Below are 18,220 nucleotides of genomic sequence, written 5' to 3' on the forward strand. Positions count from 1 at the left end.
TCGGGTTTGGCCGCACGACAAGCGGCAAGGCGAATCCCTGGGCGCCCAGCAAGCAGTGACGTACAGCCAGCCAGGAGTCACCTTCCAGGAAGGCAGCCATGTCGACCCTGACCGTAGTTCTCATCATCGTGGTGCTGGTCGCCGCGCTCGTCGGGGCGGGCCTGCTGCTGCGGGCCCGCAGGGGCCCGGGCGGTGAGGCGCGCGCCCTGAAGCGCCGCTTCGGCCCCGAGTACGGCCGCACCCTCGCACGACACGGCGACGACCAGGAGTCCGCCCACCGCGACCTGCACGAGCGGGTCGAACGGTACGGCCGCATCCGGCACCTGCCGCTGGAGGCGGCGACCCGCGAGCACTACGTCGCTCGCTGGACCGTGCTCCAGGAGCGCTTCGTCGACAGCCCGCGGCAGGCCGTCGCCGACGCCGACGAGCTCCTCACGCGCATCGCCGCGACCCGGGGCTTCCCCGAGCCCGACCGCGCCGAGGAACAGCTCGCCGCCCTGTCGGTGCACCATCCGCACCACGTCGAGGGCCTGCGCACGGTACGCCGTGCGGCGCACTCGCCCTCCGTCTCCACCGAGGAGCTGCGCGAGGCGCTGGTGCACGCGCGTGCCCTGTTCGAGGACCTGACAGCGACCGGGACCCCGGCCGGTACCGACCCTGCCCGCACCCGCCCGATCACCGGGCATGACCGCGGGCACCTCCTCAAGCCGAAGGGAAGTGGCGCGTGATGGCACGCGAGAACCGGGACCAGGAGGCCGCGGCGGAAGGGATCGCCCAGAGCTCGTCCGCGCCGACCCCCAGAAGAACGACGGGGCCCGCCGGCGACCCGGCGCCCGCCGGATGCGGGGAGGTCCCCTCCCCGGCCGCCCGGAGCACCGGCCCTCTCGCGACACCGCCGCCCGCACCGCCGGTGGCCGCCTCGCCGCCGCCCGCCCCGCCCACGTCGCCGCCGGTGGCGCTGTCGCAGGCGCCCCAGTCCGCCGTACCGTCCGAAGACCCCGGCGCCACGGGCCGGAACGGCGGGAGCCGTACGAGCGCTCCCACCGCGACCCCCGCCGCGCCCCGCGGACGGGACACGACGGACCGGCCGGGCGGCCACGTCCCCGGCGACGGCCACGGCCCGGGGCGCGTCCACGACGGCGGACACGGCCTCCGCGATGCCGAGCGACCTGGCGGCGAGCACGGCCCCGGCGGTGCCGACCGGCCCACCGGCCCCGCGGCCGGTACGGGACACGGGCCCGGCACCGACGGCCACGGCCCGGCCGCGCAGCTGCTCGGCGACGGCGAACGCGACCGTCTCGGACAGCGTCTGCACGAGGCGCTCGCCGGGTTCGTCGACTCGCCCCAGGAGTCGGTCGCCGAGGCGGCCGAGGTCCTCGCCGAGGCGGAACGGCAGCTCATCGCCTCGCTGAAGGACCGTCGGGCGAAGTTGCAGAAGGGCTGGCAGGTGAACGGCGACGCGGGTGGCTCGCGTCCCGACACCGAGCAGCTCCGACTCACCCTGCGGACCTACCGCGAGGTGACGGAACGGCTGCTCCGGGCGTGACCGGCAGCACCACCGCACAGGACGGAAGCCCCCGCGACAGCCGGGGGCTTCCGTCATGACGGCCCCCGCACCCGGCCATCGGAACCGCGAGCCCAGCGCCCCGGCCCACGAGCCCCGTGCCACTCGCCCCGCCCCGGAACGCCCCGCCCCGCCGCGACCGCCCGACACCGGCTGGGGGACGATGGCGGGATGAACACGCAACGGGGAAACAGTGCACAGGCATCGATCGGGGAGCTCGCCCTGCGGCTCGTCGCGGCGGACACCGACGGCTGGACGCCGGAAGGGGTCAAGGCCGCCGGGGCCGAGATGGGATGGGTCTGGAAGGAAGGGGCCCACGGGCCGGTCCTGGTGACCGGTCGGGCCGCGGGCGACGCCCGCCCGCGCCCGGTCGGCGAGTACGAGAAGCGGTACGTCCACGGCGAGTCGTACGTGGAGATCGCGGTCCCGCTGGCCACGCCCGCGCCGGACGCCGCGGCGCAGGCCGCCGCCTTCCGCGCCGCCAAGGACGAGGTGACCGCGGTGCTGGGCGATCCGTCCGTCATGGGCTCGCACGGCGACATGGGTCCCTTCTACGACAGCGAACCGGACTGGGGCGCCCCCTTCCTGCGCTGGCGCGGCAGGGCGAACACGCTCGAACTGCGCGCCGGCAAGGCGGGCCCGGAGCTGGTCCTGCAGCCCACCGACCCGGCGGAGAACTGGTTCTGGCGTCAGGGGGTCGGTGAGGAACACTCGATCAGCGGCTTCTTCGGCAGCAACCGGGACGAGGCCAACATCGGCCTCGGCTTCCCCGGCGGCTGGACCGCCCGGAGCTGGGAGACCGTCACCCGGTCGCTGGGGGACTTCCTGGGAGCGCTGCCCGCCGAGGCCACCGCCCTGGGCGTCCGGTTCGCGATGCCGTTCTACGGACGCAACAGCCGCAGCGCGCCCCTCCTGTTCGAGGTGGTGTGCGGCGACCGGCTCTCGATCGGCTGCTTCGTCCCGGACGACGTCGACGCGGCCGCCCTCGGCTGGGGCACGGTCGCGGAACACCCGCGCACGGCCGCGGTGTTCGCCGACGACGACCCGAAGTGGCGGGTGGACGCGGGCGGCCCCGGCGAGCCGAAGGGCCGCGCACTCGCGGAGATGCTCGTGGCGACGGCCAGGGCGGCCGGGGTGAGCGAGCCCACCGACCTCATCGTCGGTGGGGAGGCGTGCTACGTGGACGGCTACAGCCTCACGTTCTACGGGCTGGGCCTGCCGACCGGCTGAGCTCCCGCGACGGCGCGGAGGCCGGACAGCGCCGGTTCCCCCCGGACGGCGGGAACCGGCGCTGCCTCCAGCGGCTACGGGGTGACGCAGACGACCGAGCCGACCGGGAAGTCGTTGCCGGTCGACGTCGCCGTGAACCCGAAGGTGACGCTGCCGTTCGGGGGCACGGTCCGGTTGTAGTCGAGGTTCCCGACCGTGAGCGTGCCGTCGGATCCGGTGCTCAGTGCGCCGTTCCACAGGCTGTTGACCCGGGTGCCCGCGCCGGGCGTCCATCGCACGGCCCATCCGTCACGTGGAGTCGTGCCGTGGTTCATGACCTCGACGGAACCCTGGAAGCCGCCGTTCCAGGCGTTGGTCACGTGGTAGACGGCCATGCACCCCGTGTGCGGGTCGGTGGGGGTGGGCGTCGGAGTGGGAGTGGGCGTGGGGGTCGGCGTCGGGGTCGGTGTGGGCGTCGGGGTGGGTGTGCCGCCCGAGCCGCGGATGCCGGTCACTTCGCCGTTTCCGCCGTCGAAGACGACGTCGGAGCAGGAGAAGAAGTTCTCCTGACTGTCCGAGCGCACCCACTGGATGAACAGCACCGCGTCACCCGAGCGGCCCGCGGGCAGGCTCAGATCCCAGTGGTAGTGGCCGCCGTCCGTGCCCGGGGAGCCCGTCTGCGGGGGATCGGTGACGGTCTGGATCAGTTCCAGGTCGTCCCAGCCCAGCTCGGAGGCGGGCGAGTAGCCGGGCTTGGACAGGTACACCCGGAAGGAGCCCGGGTGCGCCGCCCAGTTGCTGTGCCTGACCTGGATCGTCCTGCCCGACGTCAGATGCGTGCGGGGCCAGTCGGTGCGGGCCGCGTTGTACCCGGTGAAGTCGTACGGCGACCGGTCACCGGCGCTGCACAGCTTTCCGTCCGGGACGTACCCGGCTCCGCGTCCGCCCGCCTGGGAGTCGAGCACGGCGAACCAGTTGTAGAGGGCGTTCGCACCGCTCTCGTCGAGCGCCGCCCTGCACGCGGGGTTGGTCGGGTCCAGGGCGCCGGTGCCGGTCTTGGCGTCCAGCCAGCAGAGGTAGGTGCGCGACCCCGGCATCATGGTGACACCGTGCGCCTGCGCACTGCCCTGGCCCAGGAGGGTCAGGCCGATGCCGGCGAGGAGCGTCGCGAGGACCGCTGCCAGGGAGGCGAGTCGTTTCTTCCGTCCAGCCATCGTGTCTCCTGTACGTGGGGGGGGGAACTGTTCTCCGGTCGGTGTTCTCCTCGTGCGGTGGCGGTCCGTGGCGAGCCCCGCCCCCGTGCCCGGTACGGGCGGGGGAGGGGAGGGGGCGGAGCTCGCGGCGGTGATCCGTATCGCTCGCGGATCGGATCAGGTGCAGGTGGCGCCGTTGAGGCGGAACCCCGACGCCGGCGCGAACGTGCCGCTGTACGTGCCCTGGAAGCCGAAGGTCTGGCCGGCTCCGGCCGCGATCCGCGCGTTGTGCGCGAGGCCCGTCGCCGTCACGGCCCCGGAGCTCGCGGTGACGGCGGCGTTCCACGCGTGGGTGACGCGCTGGCCCGAGGGCAGGGTGAAGGACAGCGTCCACGGGTCGACGGGGGCCGACCCGGTGTTGGTGACGGTGACGTCGGCGGTGAAGCCGCCGGTCCAGACGTTCGTCGCGTACGTCACCTTGCAGGCGGTCGACGGGCCGGGTTCGCCGGGGCCGGGCTCTCCGGGACCGGGGTCGCCGAGGTTCACGGCCGAGGAGAAGGAGTTCACGGTGAGCCCGGCGCCGCCCTGCCACGGCTCGAAGCCGGCCTGGACACTGGTCAGGTACCAGGTGTTCTGGGCCATGCCACGGGAGACGGTCTCCCGGACGAAGTCCATGACGTCGAAGCTCCAGCTGGGGACGGCCGACGGCGCGACGAACGAGATGACGTCGTTGGAACCGTTGCTGCCCGTCCACACCTGCCAGGTGCGCCCGCCCACGGTCGTGCTGCCCACCGGTGAGCCGATCGGCTGGACCGGGCCGACCTTGTGGAACCAGATCATGATCTCGGTCCGGTTGACCCCGTCGGTCCGGGGGGTGGGGTCCAGCCAGATGTCGTACGAGGCGTTGTACACGGCGTCGCCGACGAAGCCGTACGAGATGCTGCTGGGGGCGCCGGCGATGCCGCTGAGCCGCGCCGGGAGGGCGGTCCCCGGCGAACAGTTGGTGTAGTGGCAGCCGTTGAAGACCGAGGGGTACGACTTGGGGGCGCCGTCGGTGGGCACGGCGCCGTCGGCACGGGTCACCCGGAAGCCGGTGTCCGTGGCGGTCACGCACTGGGCGGCGCCGGTGCCCCAGCGGTTGTTCTGGACCACGTAGCGGCCCTGGATCGTGGTCGAGCCGTACTGGTCGCAGATCAGGGTGTCGGCCTGGGCCGCCGGCGCGGCGGCCACGAGAGCCGCGACGGTGGCGAGGGCGGTGAGCAGCGCGCCGAGGACGGCGCGGGCGGTGCTGGGGCGGTGCGGTGACGCTCGCATCCGGGGGGCCTCTCCGGGAGGGGGATCGAGGGGCTGGGTCAGGGGAGCGGTCCTCGACAGCTGTCTCTGGGAGCGCTCCCATGCCGCTTTGCAGGGCACTGTAGGAGCACGAGGTGTCCCTGACAACCCGTCGGAACCGAACGCGCTCCGCCGCGTCGGGCGCGAGTCGGGGCCGGGATCGGGCGCGTTCCGTCCGGGCCGTTGACGCGTCCTCGGTCGGGCGTGACTATGTCTCCTGCGATATGGGAGCGCTCCCATCCGTGCGGGCCGCTTCGTCCCCCGCACGTCGCTCCGCCCCCTCCGAGGAGCTCAGACGTGAACAGACGCAGAACCGCCCTGCTGTCCCTGACGGCCCTGCTGGCGACCGCTCTCACCGCGGTGCCCGCCGGCCCGGCGGGGGCGGACGAGGTCGAGCAGATCAGGAACGGCACCTTCGACTCGGCCACCGACGAGTGGTGGACGAACAACGTCACCGTCGCGCCGTCCGACGGCGAACTCTGCGCCGAGGTGCCGGGCGGCACGACGAACCGCTGGGACGCGGCCGTCGGCCAGAACGACATCGCGCTCGTCAAGGGCGAGTCGTACCGGCTCAGTTTCCGCGCGACGGGCGCCCCCCAGGGCAACGCCGTCCGTGCGGTCGTGGGCCTCCAGGTGCCGCCGTACGACACGTACCACGAGGTCACTCCGCAACTGAGCGTCTCCGGCGACACGTACACCTACACCTTCGCCTCGCCGGTGGACACCGCGCAGGGCCAGGTCGCCTTCCAGCTCGGCGGCGGCGCCGATCCCTGGCGGTTCTGCCTGGACGACGTGTCCCTCCTGGGCGGCGTACCGCCGGAGCGGTACGAGCCCGACACCGGCCCCCGGGTCCGGGTCAACCAGGTCGCCTACCTGCCCCGCGGGCCGAAGAACGCCACCCTCGTCACCGACGCGACCGAGCGGCTGCCCTGGAAACTGAAGAACGCCTCCGGCGCCGTCGTCGCGCACGGCTGGACCGTGCCGCGCGGTGTCGACCCCTCATCCGGGCAGAACGTCCACTCGATCCGCTTCGGTGACCACCGCGGCGCAGGGGAGGGGTTCACCCTGGTCGCGGACGGCGAGACCAGCCGCCCCTTCGACATCGGCACCGCCGCGTACGAGAAGCTCCGCCTGGACGCGGCGAAGTTCTACTACACCCAGCGCAGCGGGGTCGCCATCCGCGACGACCTGCGCCCCGGGTACGGCCGCGACGCCGGTCACGTCGACATCGCCCCCAACCAGGGCGACGGGAACGTGCCGTGCCAGCCGGGTGGGTGCGACTACACGCTCGATGTCACCGGCGGCTGGTACGACGCCGGCGACCACGGCAAGTACGTCGTCAACGGCGGCATCTCCGTCTGGCAGCTCCTCAGCACCTACGAGCGCGCCCGGCACGCCCGCACCGGGCAGGCCGCGCGGCTGGGCGACGGCACCCTGAACATCCCGGAGAGCGGCAACAAGGTCCCGGACATCCTCGACGAGGCCCGCTGGGAGATGGAGTTCCTGCTGAGGATGCAGGTGCCGGACGGCGAGCCGCTCGCCGGCATGGCGCATCACAAGATCCACGACGAGCAGTGGACGGGCCTGCCCCTGATGCCCTCCGACGACCCGCAGAAGCGCGAACTGCACCCACCGACGACCGCGGCCACGCTGAACCTCGCGGCGACCGCCGCCCAGGCGGCCCGCCTGTACCGGCCGTACGACCCCCGGTTCGCCGCCGAAGCGCTCGCGGCGGCCCGCAAGGCCTGGGCCGCGGCCCTCGCCCACCCCGCCGTCCTCGCCTCCGAGAGCGACGGCGTCGGCGGCGGCACCTACGCCGACCGTGACGTCAGCGACGAGTTCTACTGGGCGGCCGCCGAGCTGTACCTGACCACGGGCGGCAAGGAGTTCCAGGACCACATCCTGCGCTCCCCGGTCCACACCGCCGACATCTTCGGGCCGATCAGCTTCGACTGGGCGCGCACGGCCGTCCCCGCCCGCCTCGACCTGGCCACCGTCCCGAACCGGCTGCCCGGCCGCGACCAGGTCCGTCGGTCCGTACGCGAGGGAGCCGACCGCTACCTGGCCACGCTGGAAGCCCACCCCTACGGCATGCCGTACGCCCCGGAGGGCCACCGGTACGACTGGGGCTCCACGCACCAGATCCTCAACAACGCCGTCGTCCTGGCCACCGCCCACGACATCACCGGCGGCGCGAAGTACCGCGACGGCGCCGTCCAGGCCATGGACTCCGTCCTGGGCCGCAACGCCCTCAACATCTCGTACGTCACGGGCTACGGCGAGGTCAGCGCCCAGAACCAGCACAGCCGCTGGTACGCCCACCAGCTCGACCCGAAGCTGCCGCGCCCGCCCGTCGGCTCGCTGTCCGGCGGACCCAACTCGAGCATCCAGGACCCGCTCGCGCAGAGCAGACTCCAGGGATGCACCGGGCAGTTCTGCTACATCGACGACATCCAGTCCTGGTCGACCAACGAGCTCACGATCAACTGGAACTCCGCCCTCACCTGGATGGCCTCCTTCGTGGCCGATCAGGGCTGACCCGGAGCGCCACCCGACGGGACCCCCGACGCACCGCGTCGGGGGCCCTGCCGTACCGGGGCGCTCTCAGAGGTGCCCGTCCAGGAACTCCCGGACCTCGGCGCTCGTCATGGTCCCCGGGCCGTGCGCCGCCACCGCCTCTCCCTCCTTCAGCAGGACGCAGGACGGGGCCCCGGTGACCCCGTACCGCTCGGTCGCGGCCGGGCAGCGGGTGATGTCGGCGCGGACGGTCGTCAGCCGGTCCGCGTACTCCTCGGCGATGCCGCCCACGACGAGGTCCATCGCCCGGCACGGCTCGATCGCCTTGGGCCATGTCCCGATGAAGTACGCGAGGACCGGGACTCGGCTCATCCCGAGGATGAAATCGAACTCCGCGTCCTCACGGGGCTGGTGAACGCGCTTCGCCATGGAAGCTCCTGACCTCGTGTTCCGTCGTTCCGCGCCCATCATCCCCCGTGCCCCCGCCCGCACCGGGCGGGGCCCCGACGATCCTCAGGGCCGGAGCCCGACGTGCTCGAGCGCGAGCCTGCTGAGGTCGCCGATGGCCTGCCGGTCCCCGTGACGCCAGGCGTCGGCCCACCCACCCGGCGGGGCCGGGAGCCCGGCCAGCGCGCCCGGAGGTCCGGTGAGGGCGCGCAGGGCGAGCAGGTCTGCGCCTCCGGGAGCCGCGGTGAGCCGGCGCAGGGTGCTGCTGCGCCGGATCCAGAGCAGGCGCGGCGGAAGCCACAGCAGCAGGACGACGAGCACCGGACCGACGATGAGGACCGCGGTGACCACGTCGGCGACCTGACCGACGGTGTCCTGCAGCGACGCGCCCGCGTCGGCGAGGCCGGAGCTCGCGTCGGCCGCGGACCGCAGCGGCCTCTGCAGGACGTCGCCGATGAGCGGTACGTCCGACGCCGCGTCTCCCGCGTTGCCGAGCTCCTCGGCGAGGCTGTCGCCGGAACTCTCCACCGTGCGCCCCGGCTCGGCCAGTAGCATGACCACCTCGCGGACGGCGAGGGCCGCCCACACCGCGGCGGCGATCAGGGCCACGGCGATCACGTCCACCAGCACCTGGCGGGTCCGGCGGGCGGGCGTCTGGGCGTAGAGGCGCAACGGAGGGCTCCCGTTCGGGTCAGGACGTCGAGGAGGTCCGGCCGCCCCGGTCGCGACCCGGCCGACCGGTCGTCGGGTTCAACTCTTCCACCCCGCCCCACGGGCGACCGTGCGGGACACGAGGCGGGCGATCGTCCATACGGGGCCGCGAAGGCAGGTCCGTGCCGCCGCGTGTCCGCCGCGCCGGCCGGTGTTCACCCGTCGAGCAGGGCCACGGTCTCCCGCAGTCGCTCGCACGCCCAGTCGTACTGACCGCTGTCGGTGTGCCCCCGGTAGGTCGTCTCGATGATCTGGATCAGGGCGAGATGGAGGTTGTAGAGCCGGCGGCGGGTCCGCTCGGCGGGCGTGAACGGGCGGTGGCCGTAGCCGCGGACGAACGCCGTGGAGTCCCCGTACGCGCTCGACTCGCTCCCGGCGAAGCCGAACTCCATCAGCGGGTCGCCGTAGAACGCACGCTCGTGGTCGAGGATCGCGACGATCCGGCCGTTGCGGACCATGCAGTTGCCGGGCCACAGGTCCCACTCGACGAAACGGGCTTCGGTCACCTCGTCCAGGGTGTCGGCGTGGGACGTCACGAGCGCGCGGATCGAGGCGTAGTCGTGGCGCAGGTCGACGCCCCGTCGCTCGCCGTCGGCCAGCAGCTCCTCGACCATCCGCAGGAAGGCAGCGCGCCAGGTGCTGTCGCCCGGTCCGGCCAGCGGGCCGAACGCGGAGCCCGGGATGCCGTTCAGCTCGCGGGTGACCGCGCCGAGCGCCTCGCCGTACGCGTCGGTCTCCGACGGGGCCAGGGTGTCGTGGAGGCTGTGGAGGTTGTCCGCGTCGACGTACGTCATGAAGAAGTAGTCGGCGTCGCACAGCTCACGGCTCCGATCGGCGAAGTCGACGGCCGGCACCGGGATGCTCGTGTGCTCCTGGATCAGCCGCAGCGCCTCCAGCTCGGTGGCCATCGCGTCGCGCTCGTAGGTCATGACCTCGACGTCCGGCGGCGGCGCGATCTTGAGAACGGCCTGCGCGCCCGAGCGCAGCCGGATCCGATAGGCCACGTTGAAGCAGCCGTCACCCAGTTCGCCGAGCCAGTCGTCGCCCGCGTCGCACACCTGGTCCGGGCCGTAGGCGCGGGCGACCATCGCGCGAAGCGCCTCGACGGGCTGCCGGTTCTTGGTGATGCTCTCCATCAGTCCTCCACCCGAAGCGTGATCGGACGGTAGCACCGGGACCGCGTGGGCCACTCGGGTAATCCACGGCGCCCGCCCGCGAGGGCACACGCTGGTCCCGCTCGGCGGCCGGCAGCCGCGTCACCCCGTCGCGGCGTCCTCCAGGCAGGAGAGCAGGAACTCCCTCACCTCGGTGGCGTGGATGCGCTCCCGGGCGCCCGCGGGGCTGGAGCACAGCAGGACGGGGCTGTCGTCGGGGTCGTCCGGCAGGCGGCCGTGGCTCCCCCGGACGCAGGACGGGTCGGTGGGCACGACGGACATGGCGGTCCGTACGCCCAGCTTGAACTTGGCCACGGTCATGGCCGCCCTCGCCATGACCAGCGGATCGGCCGGATCGAAGAACAGCTCGGCCGGGTCGTAGCCCGGCTTGCGGTGGATCTCCACCCCGCGGGCGAAGTCCGGGGCCCGCTCGTCGTCCAGCCAGTAGTAGTAGGTGAACCAGCTGTCCGAGGAGGCGACGGCGACGAGTTCACCGGCCCGCGCGTGCCGCAGCCCGGCCTTCTCCTGCTCGTCGCGGTCCAGGACCTGGTCGACTCCCTCGGTCCTCAGCAGCACCTCCCGTACGTGCGGCAGGTCCTCGGGGTCGGCGACGTACACGTGGGACACCTGGTGGTCGGGCGTCGCGAACGCGCGGGAGGTCCAGGGATCGAGGTACTCCATGCCCTGCTGCGTGTACACGTTCAGCAGGCCCTCACGGCGCAGGGCCCGGTTGATGTCGACGGGACGCCGCACCTCCGTGATGCCGTACTCGCTCAGCACCACGACCGTGCTTCCCCGCACCGAGAGGGATTCCAGGAGTGGGGCGAGGACGGTGTCGAGTTCACCGGCGGCGGCCCGCGCCCGGGGGGAGTTCGGGCCGTGCCGCTGGAGGTCGTAGTCGAGGTGGGGGAGGTAGACGAAGGTGAGGTCCGGGTCGTGGTCCGCGAGGACGCGCCGGGTCGCGTCGACGATCCACCGGGAGGACGCGATGCCGGCCTTCGGGCCCCAGTAGTCGAACAGCGGGAACGGGCCGAACTCGGCGGTGAGGCTGTCGCGCAACCCGGCCGGGACCGTGTAGCAGTCGGGGGACTTGCGTCCGTCGTAGTGGTAGACGGGACGCGGGGTGACGGTGATGTCCACGTCCGCCCCCATGGCGTACCACCAGCAGATGTTGGCGACCGTGAGGCCGGGCCGGGAGCGCCGGGCGGTCTGCCACACCTTCTCGCCCTGGACGAGGGCGTTGTGCTGGCGCCAGAACGCGACCTCGCCCATGTCGCGGTCGTACCAGCCGTTGCCGACGACCCCGTGCTCGGCGGGCATCCGCCCGGTCAGGAAGGTGGACTGGACCGAGCAGGTCACCGCGGGCAGGACGGTGTCCAGTCCGGCGGCGAAACCCGACGCGGCGACGGACCGCAGCCGGGGCATGTGGGCGAGGGTCCGCGGGGTGAGCCCCACGACATCCAGGACGACGACACTCATCAGGCACTTCCGTTCGGTTCGGGCGAGCGGTCCCGCTCGGAGTCGGATTCCGCGCCGGACAGGCCGAGTCCGAGCAGCTCGCGGCGCGTCCAGGCGAGCTCGGCGGCGATCCCCTCGGCGAGACCGGCGCTGTCGCGCGGCGGCTCCGGCAGCACCGACCAGGTGTAGGTCTCCGTCTCGAAGTGCCGGGTGACGGGGTGGTCGGCGCGCAGCAGCGCGGCCAGCGCGCCGCGCAGGACGGACCGGGTCGATGTCAGCGGGGGTACCGGGTCGGCGTGCACCGGGATGTGGAAGTGGGTGCGCCACGGGCTGCCGTCACCGAGGGCCGCCGGTCCCGCGCACGCCTCCGGCAGGTCGTCCGTTCCGGTGGCGGGTCGTCCCGCCCGGCGTGTCTGGTGGAGGAAGCGGGGTTCGTCGAAGGCCGCGAGCGCCGCGCGTGTGGCGGGATCGGCCGGGTCCTCCGCGTGCAGGGCGCAGGAGATCTGTGCCTTCACCACGGGGACGCCGGCTCCGGCCAGCCGCCGCAGGGCCTCCGCCGGAGTCTCGAAGGCCACGGCGAGATGGCAGATGTCCAGGCAGAGGCCGAAGTGGCGCGGGTCGAGGTCCGACAGGTGCCGTACCGCGTCCGAGGTCGTCTCCACGAGGCACCCCGGTTCCGGCTCGAACGCCACCCGGACGGTCCGGCCGGTCCGGCGGCCGATCTCCCCGAGCTCGGCTCCGAGGAGCCGGATCTGACGTGCCGCGAGGTCGGAGTGGTGCGGTCGCCAGTCGGTCCCCCATCCGAACGGGAGCGTCGAGATGCTGCCCTCCGCGACGTCGTCGGGCAGGAGCCGGGCGAGGACATGGGCCAGGTGCGCGGTGTACCGGCGCCGGTCCGGCGAGGTCCAGTCCGGCCGGTACACGGCGTGCTTGACGACGGGCCGGTGGAAACCCTCGTACGGGAATCCGTTGAGGGTGACGACCTCCAGGCCCCGCGCGGTGAGTTCGGCCCGCAGCCTCAGCGTCAGGCCGACGTCGGCCGCCAGCGCGGCGGCCACCGGGTGGGCGAGCCACAGCCCGATGCCCAGGACCGGTTCCTCCAGGCGCTCCCGGACGGGCAGGGCGTAGCTGTCGAGCTGGTCCAGGATGCCGTCGAGGTCCTCGGCCGGGTGCACGTTGGTGCAGTAGCCGACGTGGACGAGTTCCCCGCCGGGATGCCGCAGGCGCATCAGCTGCCTCCCCTGCGGATCGAGTTCCCGGCGAACAGGGCCTCGTCCGACGGGCGGTCGCCGTCGTCCAGGACGAGCCTGCCGCTCTGGCCGTAGAACTCCACCGGGTTGCGCCACAGCACCTGGTCCACGTCGTCCTCGGTGAACCCGGCGCCGAGCATGGCGAGCGCGGTCGCGTGGGTGCGCAGCGGGTCGCTGTGGCCCCAGTCGGCGGCCGAGTTCACCAGGACGCGACGGGTGCCGTGCTCCTTCAGGATGGCGACCATCCGGTCCGGGTCCATCTTGGTGTCCGGGTAGATGGAGAAGCCCATCCAGCACCCGGACTCGGCGACGACGGGAGCGGTGACCTCGTTGAGGTGGTCGACCGCGACCAGGGCCGGATCGATGCCGTCGGCACGGACGATCTCCAGCGTACGGACGGTGCCGACGGCCTTGTCGCGGTGCGGGGTGTGCACCAGCGCGGGAAGGCCGTGCTCGCGGGCCAGCGCCAGTTGCACGGTGAAGGCGTGCTCCTCGGCGTCGGTCATCGAGTCGAAGCCGATCTCGCCGACGGCGACGACGTTGTCCTTCACCAGGTACCGGGGCAGGTCGTCGAGGACGGGCAGGCAGCGCGGGTCGTTGGCCTCCTTGGGGTTGAGCGCGATCGCGCAGAAGTGCCGGACGCCGTACTGGGCGGCGCGGTACGGCTCCCACCCCAGGAGCGTGTCGAAGTAGTCGTGGAAGCTGCCGGGAGAGGTGCGCGGCTGACCGAGCCAGAACGCGGGCTCGACGAGGGCGCGGACTCCGGCGGCGCGCATGGCCCGGTAGTCGTCGGTGGTGCGCGAGGTCATGTGGATGTGGGGGTCAAAGATGCGCATGGTGCTCTCCCGTGTCCTGGGGGTCGATCCGGGTCAGCAGGTCGTCGGGGACCGGTCGGCCGGCGGCGGTGCGCTCGGTGGCGAAGGCCCGGAACATACGGACGAGTTCGGGGTCCGTACGCCGCGCGAGACCCGCGACCGCGTCCAGCGGGATGTCCATGAAGACGCACTTCAGGACGGCCTGGCGCCACCCGGGCTGGTCGAGGTACCGGGCCGCGTAGGGCCCGACGGCGGCCGTCACGAGGCGGGCGTCGTGGGTGCGCAGGGCGTCTGCGATCAGCGGCAGCGCCGCGGGGCCGACGCCCCCTTCCTGGTCGAGGAGCGGAAGCGCACGCAGCACCGCGAGCCGCTCGGCCGTGTCCCCCTGCCGGTACAGCCCCTCCAGTGCCGCCGCCCGCTCCGGCGCGGAACCGGGCAGGGCCCCGAGGAGTTGCGCGCGCACCGCCTCCCCGGCCTCCGCGCCCGTCCGGCGGGCCGCGACGGGGAACAGCGTGGTCAGGGCGCGGGGATCGGCGCGGACCCGCCGGACCGCGTCGGCCGTCCAGGGGTGCGCCGAGGCGGCGCGCAGGGCCTTCAGCGAGCGTCCGGCGGTCAGCGGGCCGCTGTGCCCGTGGCGGGGCAGCTCGACGGAGACCAGCCCCCGGTATCCGATGTCGGTCAGCGCGGCCAGGACCGGTGGGAAGTCGATCTCCCCCTGTCCGAACTCCAGATGCTCGTGGACGCCCCGGCGCATGTCCTCGATCTGTACGTTGACCAGCCAGGGCGCCGCCCGCCGGACGCACTCGGCCGGCGGCAGGGGCTCCAGGCACTGGCAGTGCCCGATGTCCAGGGTCAGGCCGAAGGCCTCCGGGTTCCCGAGGGCTCCGCGCAAGCGCTCGTAGCCGTCGAGGTCCGCCACCAGCATCCCCGGCTCCGGTTCGAAACCGAGCCGGACACCGGCGAGGCCGGCGGTCTCCACGACCGCCGCGCACCCCTCCTCCAGGTGGCGGAACGCCTCGTCGTGGCCCATGCCGGGCTCGGGGACGCCGCTCCAGAAGGAGACCGCCTCGGCCTCCAGGTCGGCGGCGATCCCGATGGCCCTGCGCAGGAAGCCGAGCCTGCGCGCGCGTCCCTCCGGCTCGCAGGCGACGAGGGTGGGGGAGTGCTTGCGCCAGGGGTCGAGCACGTAGCGGCCGCCGGTCTCCACCACGACCCCCAGGCCCAGGGCGGTGAGCCTGCGACGGGTCCTGGCGAGTCGGCGGCTCATGCCCGGGGTGTACGGGTCCAGGTGGCCGCGGTCGAGGGTGAGGGCCACCCCGGTGTAGCCCAGGCCGGCGATCACCTCCAGCGCCTCGTCGAGACGGTGGTCGCCGAGGCCGTTGGTGCCGTAGCCGAAGCGCAGTGCGGTCATGTCGGGGACACCTTCCGTGACAGGCTCCTGGCCACGGGGTAGACGGCCAGGAGGGAGAACGCGGCGCGGAGGGAGCCGCCGCGTGCGGTCAGCGCCGCCTGCAGCGGGATCATGGCGTGGATCCCGGCACCCACCGCGTGCCGCAGCCGGGGGGCGTCGGGGCGGACGGTGGCGGCCAACTGGGCGGAGCCCGCCGCCAGGACGTAACCGCCGAGCAGCGCGGTCGAGGCGGTCCGGTGGGCACGGGCGGCGGTCGGCGGGGTCAGCGCGGCGCCGACCAGGCCCACCGCACCGGTGGCCGCCAGCGCGCCGGCCGGCAGCGAGGCGCTCGCGCCGAGGGTCTCCTCGCGGCTCACCGACGTGATCGCGTAGGTGTGCGCGGCGAGGAGGGCCGCCGGAGCGAGGGCGTGCCGGGACCGCCTGGCCCCCGCGCCCATGAGGACGTCGAGGCCCCGGGCCGCCGCCATCGCGGCGGGCCCGTACGGGGTGTTCTTCAGGGCCAGGTCGTAGGCCCAGACGGTGGCCGCGAGCGGCACGGCCACCGCCAGGGTGTCCCGGCCCGCGGCCGCCGCCGACACCAGGCCCGCGCCGGTGAGCGCGGCGGCGGTGGCGAGGGCGGCGCGGGGACTGATCCGACCGGACGGCAGGGGCCGGCCGGGGCGTTCCTCGGCGTCCACCTCCCGGTCCGCGTAGTCGTTGAGCGCCATGCCCGCCCAGTACAGGCAGGTGGAGGCGAGCGCGAGCCGCGCCGTCCGCCCCGCCGTGACCGGCCGGCCGCTCGCGGCGGCACCGGCGAGCGTGTCCCCCAGGACGGTCAGCGCGGCCGGGGCCCGTACGAGCTCCAGCACGGCCCGGGCGCCGGCCGCGGCCCCGGTCACCTTCCGTCTCCGGCGTACCAGGCCCGCAGGGCCTCGAACTGGGTGACCAGACGGTGCTCAGCCGGTGAGCCGTCCGCGTGGAGGGGGTCCTTGAAGAAGAAGGCGAGTTGTTCCTGCGGCCCGACGGCCCCGCGCTCGCGGGCCCGGGCCAGGAAGCGGGCCAGGTCGAGGACGAGGGGCGCGGCGAGCGCCGAGTCGACGCCTTGCCAGGTGAACTGGAGGGTCATGGCGGTGCCGAGGAACCCTTCGAACGCGATGTGGTCCCAGGCCGTCTTCCGCTCGCCCATGCTCGGCACGTAGTCGATGTGGGTGAGGCCCTCCACCTGGTCACCGAGGAGGGCGGTCAGGCCGCTGCGCTTGGAGGTGTTCTTGCTGAGGGCCGCCTCGGGGTCGGCGAGGGTCGCGCCGTCCCCTCCGCCGAGCAGGTTCGTGCCGGACCAGGACCGCACCCGCAGCGCGCGATGGGCGAACATCGGTCCCAGGGCCGTGCGGACCAGGGTCTCGCCGGTCTTCCCGTCGCTGCCCGCGTACGGCAGTCCCCGCAGCTCGGCGAGTTCGCGCAGCGCGGGGAGGCGGACGCCGGGGGAGGGCGTGAACTCCACGAATCCGCAGTCGGCCCGCAGGGCCGCGTAGGCGTACAGCGAACTGGCGGGGAGGACATCGCGGGAGTGGGCCAGGGCCTCCTCCAGGGCGGAGAGGCTCTCGTGCGCGGGGTGCGGGGCGACCGGCGGTTCGGTGGAGGAGACGTCGACGACCACGACCTGATCGAGATCGTGCCGCTCGCGGAACGCGGCGATGTCCTCGGCGAGGGCCGCGGCCGCCTCCCGCTGGGGCCGGTCCGAGTCCGTACGGGCTCCCGGCCGGATCTCTGGGTCGGCCGCCCGGAGCGCCGGCTCGACGACGGCGAGGAGGGATCGCGGGAACACGCCGCAGGCGGCGAGCTGCTCGGCCCGCTTGGGCAGCGGGGTGTCGGTCACGTCGTGGCCGCCGAAGACCAGCCGGTCGAGCGCGGGCAGCCCGGCGGCCGCGAAGACGTCCAGCTCGGACACCATCCCGACGGGAGGGACGACCGCCGCTCCGACCGCGGCGGCGCCGACGACGGCCGTGGTCGCCACGGAGCCTCGGGCGCCGACGAACCACACGCCGGTCCGTCCGGGTCCGCCGGCGGGGGCCTCACTCATGACCGGTTCCTTCCTTCGATACGGGGGTGGCGAAAGCGGCGTCGAAGGACGCGGCGGGGGGCCGGGTCCCGGCGAGGCGCCGGATGAACCCGACCGCCTCGGCGGCGCCGTCCAGGCGGTCCATCCCGGCGTCCTCCCACTCGATGGACACCGGCCCCTCGTAGCCGATGGAGTTCAGCGCCCGGAAACAGTCCTCCCAGGGCACGTCGCCCCGGCCGGTGGAGACGAAGTCCCAGCCGCGGCGGAGGTCGCCCCAGGGCAGGTGGGAGGAGAGCCGGCCGCGGCGGCCGTCGCCGACCCGCACGCGGGCGTCCTTGCAGTCGACGTGGTAGATCCGGTCCGCGAACTCCAGGATGAAGCTCGCCGGGTCGAGGTCCTGCCAGACCATGTGCGACGGGTCCCAGTTCAGGCCGAAGGAGGGCCGGTGGCCGATGGCGTCGAGGGTTCGCCGTGTGGTCCAGTAGTCGTAGGCGATCTCGCTCGGGTGGACCTCGAGGGCGAAGCGGACGCCCTGCTCCTCGAAGACGTCGAGGACGGGGTTCCACCGGTCGGCGAAGTCGCGGTAGCCGGCGTCGATCATGCCCGGAGTGGCCGGCGGGAACATCGCGACGGTGTGCCAGATCGAGGAGCCGGTGAAGCCGACGACGGTGTCGACGCCGAGCAGCGCCGCGGCCCTTGCGGTGTCCGCCATCTCGCGCGCCGCGTTGCGGCGTACCGTCTCCGGGTCGTCGGACCACAGGCGCGCCGGGAGGATGGCGCGGTGCCGCTCGTCGATCGGGTCGTCACAGACGGCCTGGCCGACGAGGTGGTTGGAGATCGCCCACACCGACAGCCCGTGCCGGTCGAGGACCTCTCGTCGGCGGCGTACGTAGGAGGGATCGGCGAGGGCGCGGTCGACCTCGAAGTGGTCGCCCCAACAGGCGATCTCCAGGCCGTCGTAGCCCCATCCGGCGGCCAGTCGGCAGACCTCGCCGAACGGCAGGTCGGCCCACTGCCCGGTGAAGAGGGTGATCGGTCGTGTCATGGCGTGTCCACCTCTGACGTCGAGAGCGGGTGCGGGTGTCGTGCGGATGCGGGGCCCGGTCCCCACCCGCGGTCGG

16 protein-coding genes are annotated in these 18,220 nt (G+C 73.6%); 4 read left to right on the plus strand and 12 right to left on the minus strand.

Annotated elements, in window-relative coordinates; all coding sequences use genetic code 11:
- Nucleotides 1–98: 98 nt before the first annotated feature.
- The 3 genes from AMK29_RS17170 (at nucleotide 99) to AMK29_RS17180 (ending at nucleotide 2,794) form a co-directional block, all read left to right on the plus strand.
- Nucleotides 99–728 carry a hypothetical protein gene (locus tag AMK29_RS17170; RefSeq protein WP_073813649.1) on the plus strand — a complete coding sequence of 210 codons (630 nt, stop codon included), beginning with the start codon at nucleotides 99–101 and terminating at the stop codon, nucleotides 726–728.
- The gene (locus tag AMK29_RS17175; protein WP_073813651.1) at nucleotides 728–1,546 is read left to right on the plus strand and encodes a hypothetical protein; all 819 of its coding nucleotides are present in this window, start codon (nucleotides 728–730) and stop codon (nucleotides 1,544–1,546) included. The genes AMK29_RS17170 and AMK29_RS17175 overlap by 1 nt, the downstream gene beginning before the upstream one ends.
- A 189-nt stretch (nucleotides 1,547–1,735) precedes the next feature.
- Nucleotides 1,736–2,794 (plus strand): hypothetical protein, encoded by a 1,059-nt coding sequence (locus AMK29_RS17180; protein ID WP_073813654.1) that lies wholly within the window; start codon nucleotides 1,736–1,738, stop codon nucleotides 2,792–2,794.
- A gap of 74 nt (nucleotides 2,795–2,868) precedes the next feature.
- Here the strand turns inward: AMK29_RS17180 and AMK29_RS17185 are convergent, their stop codons facing one another.
- Nucleotides 2,869–3,987 carry a lytic polysaccharide monooxygenase gene (locus AMK29_RS17185; protein ID WP_073813656.1) on the minus strand — a complete coding sequence of 373 codons (1,119 nt, stop codon included), beginning with the start codon at nucleotides 3,985–3,987 and terminating at the stop codon, nucleotides 2,869–2,871.
- Nucleotides 3,988–4,143: 156 nt separating this feature from the next.
- The gene (locus tag AMK29_RS17190; RefSeq protein ID WP_073813658.1) at nucleotides 4,144–5,280 is read right to left on the minus strand and encodes a GH12 family glycosyl hydrolase domain-containing protein; all 1,137 of its coding nucleotides are present in this window, start codon (nucleotides 5,278–5,280) and stop codon (nucleotides 4,144–4,146) included.
- Nucleotides 5,281–5,595: 315 nt separating this feature from the next.
- Here AMK29_RS17190 and AMK29_RS17195 point away from each other — a divergent pair, with 315 nt between their 5' ends.
- Nucleotides 5,596–7,836: a glycoside hydrolase family 9 protein gene (locus AMK29_RS17195; RefSeq protein ID WP_073813660.1), complete on the plus strand. Its 2,241-nt coding sequence runs from the start codon at nucleotides 5,596–5,598 to the stop codon at nucleotides 7,834–7,836.
- Between the two features lie 66 nt (nucleotides 7,837–7,902).
- Here the strand turns inward: AMK29_RS17195 and AMK29_RS17200 are convergent, their stop codons facing one another.
- From AMK29_RS17200 to AMK29_RS17245, 10 genes are all read right to left on the minus strand, one after another.
- On the minus strand, nucleotides 7,903–8,244 hold the full coding sequence (locus AMK29_RS17200; RefSeq protein WP_073813662.1) for a thioredoxin family protein: 342 nt from the start codon (nucleotides 8,242–8,244) through the stop codon (nucleotides 7,903–7,905).
- A gap of 84 nt (nucleotides 8,245–8,328) precedes the next feature.
- Nucleotides 8,329–8,934 carry a hypothetical protein gene (locus tag AMK29_RS17205; protein ID WP_073813664.1) on the minus strand — a complete coding sequence of 202 codons (606 nt, stop codon included), beginning with the start codon at nucleotides 8,932–8,934 and terminating at the stop codon, nucleotides 8,329–8,331.
- A gap of 194 nt (nucleotides 8,935–9,128) precedes the next feature.
- The gene (locus tag AMK29_RS17210) at nucleotides 9,129–10,109 is read right to left on the minus strand and encodes a phosphotransferase family protein (protein ID WP_073813666.1); all 981 of its coding nucleotides are present in this window, start codon (nucleotides 10,107–10,109) and stop codon (nucleotides 9,129–9,131) included.
- 120 nt (nucleotides 10,110–10,229) lie between these two features.
- Nucleotides 10,230–11,606 (minus strand): alkaline phosphatase family protein, encoded by a 1,377-nt coding sequence (locus AMK29_RS17215; protein ID WP_073813668.1) that lies wholly within the window; start codon nucleotides 11,604–11,606, stop codon nucleotides 10,230–10,232.
- Entirely contained in the window at nucleotides 11,606–12,814 is a 1,209-nt protein-coding gene (eboE, locus tag AMK29_RS17220; RefSeq protein ID WP_073813670.1) for a metabolite traffic protein EboE, read from the minus strand. The genes AMK29_RS17215 and eboE overlap by 1 nt, the downstream gene beginning before the upstream one ends.
- Nucleotides 12,814–13,671, minus strand: coding sequence for a TatD family hydrolase (locus tag AMK29_RS17225; RefSeq protein ID WP_073813672.1), 858 nt, complete (start codon nucleotides 13,669–13,671; stop codon nucleotides 12,814–12,816). The genes eboE and AMK29_RS17225 overlap by 1 nt, the downstream gene beginning before the upstream one ends.
- Entirely contained in the window at nucleotides 13,658–15,061 is a 1,404-nt protein-coding gene (locus AMK29_RS37795; protein ID WP_073813674.1) for an EboA domain-containing protein, read from the minus strand. The genes AMK29_RS17225 and AMK29_RS37795 overlap by 14 nt, the downstream gene beginning before the upstream one ends.
- The gene (locus AMK29_RS17235; RefSeq protein WP_073813676.1) at nucleotides 15,058–15,939 is read right to left on the minus strand and encodes an SCO3242 family prenyltransferase; all 882 of its coding nucleotides are present in this window, start codon (nucleotides 15,937–15,939) and stop codon (nucleotides 15,058–15,060) included. Before AMK29_RS17235 ends, AMK29_RS37795 begins: the two co-directional genes overlap by 4 nt.
- A complete protein-coding gene (locus AMK29_RS17240; protein ID WP_073813678.1) occupies nucleotides 15,936–17,120 on the minus strand; it encodes an inositol-3-phosphate synthase in 1,185 nt (394 codons plus the stop codon). Before AMK29_RS17240 ends, AMK29_RS17235 begins: the two co-directional genes overlap by 4 nt.
- Nucleotides 17,113–18,144, minus strand: a complete 1,032-nt coding sequence (locus AMK29_RS17245) for a sugar phosphate isomerase/epimerase family protein (protein ID WP_073813680.1) — start codon at nucleotides 18,142–18,144, stop codon at nucleotides 17,113–17,115. The genes AMK29_RS17240 and AMK29_RS17245 overlap by 8 nt, the downstream gene beginning before the upstream one ends.
- Nucleotides 18,145–18,220: the final 76 nt, after the last annotated feature.

The sequence above is a fragment of the Streptomyces sp. CB02261 genome (assembly GCF_001905665.1).
Taxonomy (GTDB): domain Bacteria; phylum Actinomycetota; class Actinomycetes; order Streptomycetales; family Streptomycetaceae; genus Streptomyces.

Coding starts and splice junctions, on each gene's coding strand:
- AMK29_RS17170 (WP_073813649.1), top strand. CDS start 99: ATGTCGACCCTGACCGTAGTTCTCATCATCGTGGTGCTGGTCGCCGCG.
- AMK29_RS17175 (WP_073813651.1), top strand. CDS start 728: ATGGCACGCGAGAACCGGGACCAGGAGGCCGCGGCGGAAGGGATCGCC.
- AMK29_RS17180 (WP_073813654.1), top strand. CDS start 1,736: ATGAACACGCAACGGGGAAACAGTGCACAGGCATCGATCGGGGAGCTC.
- AMK29_RS17185 (WP_073813656.1), bottom strand. CDS start 3,987: ATGGCTGGACGGAAGAAACGACTCGCCTCCCTGGCAGCGGTCCTCGCG.
- AMK29_RS17190 (WP_073813658.1), bottom strand. CDS start 5,280: ATGCGAGCGTCACCGCACCGCCCCAGCACCGCCCGCGCCGTCCTCGGC.
- AMK29_RS17200 (WP_073813662.1), bottom strand. CDS start 8,244: ATGGCGAAGCGCGTTCACCAGCCCCGTGAGGACGCGGAGTTCGATTTC.
- AMK29_RS17210 (WP_073813666.1), bottom strand. CDS start 10,109: ATGGAGAGCATCACCAAGAACCGGCAGCCCGTCGAGGCGCTTCGCGCG.
- AMK29_RS17215 (WP_073813668.1), bottom strand. CDS start 11,606: ATGAGTGTCGTCGTCCTGGATGTCGTGGGGCTCACCCCGCGGACCCTC.
- eboE (WP_073813670.1), bottom strand. CDS start 12,814: ATGCGCCTGCGGCATCCCGGCGGGGAACTCGTCCACGTCGGCTACTGC.
- AMK29_RS17225 (WP_073813672.1), bottom strand. CDS start 13,671: ATGCGCATCTTTGACCCCCACATCCACATGACCTCGCGCACCACCGAC.
- AMK29_RS37795 (WP_073813674.1), bottom strand. CDS start 15,061: ATGACCGCACTGCGCTTCGGCTACGGCACCAACGGCCTCGGCGACCAC.
- AMK29_RS17240 (WP_073813678.1), bottom strand. CDS start 17,120: ATGAGTGAGGCCCCCGCCGGCGGACCCGGACGGACCGGCGTGTGGTTC.
- AMK29_RS17245 (WP_073813680.1), bottom strand. CDS start 18,144: ATGACACGACCGATCACCCTCTTCACCGGGCAGTGGGCCGACCTGCCG.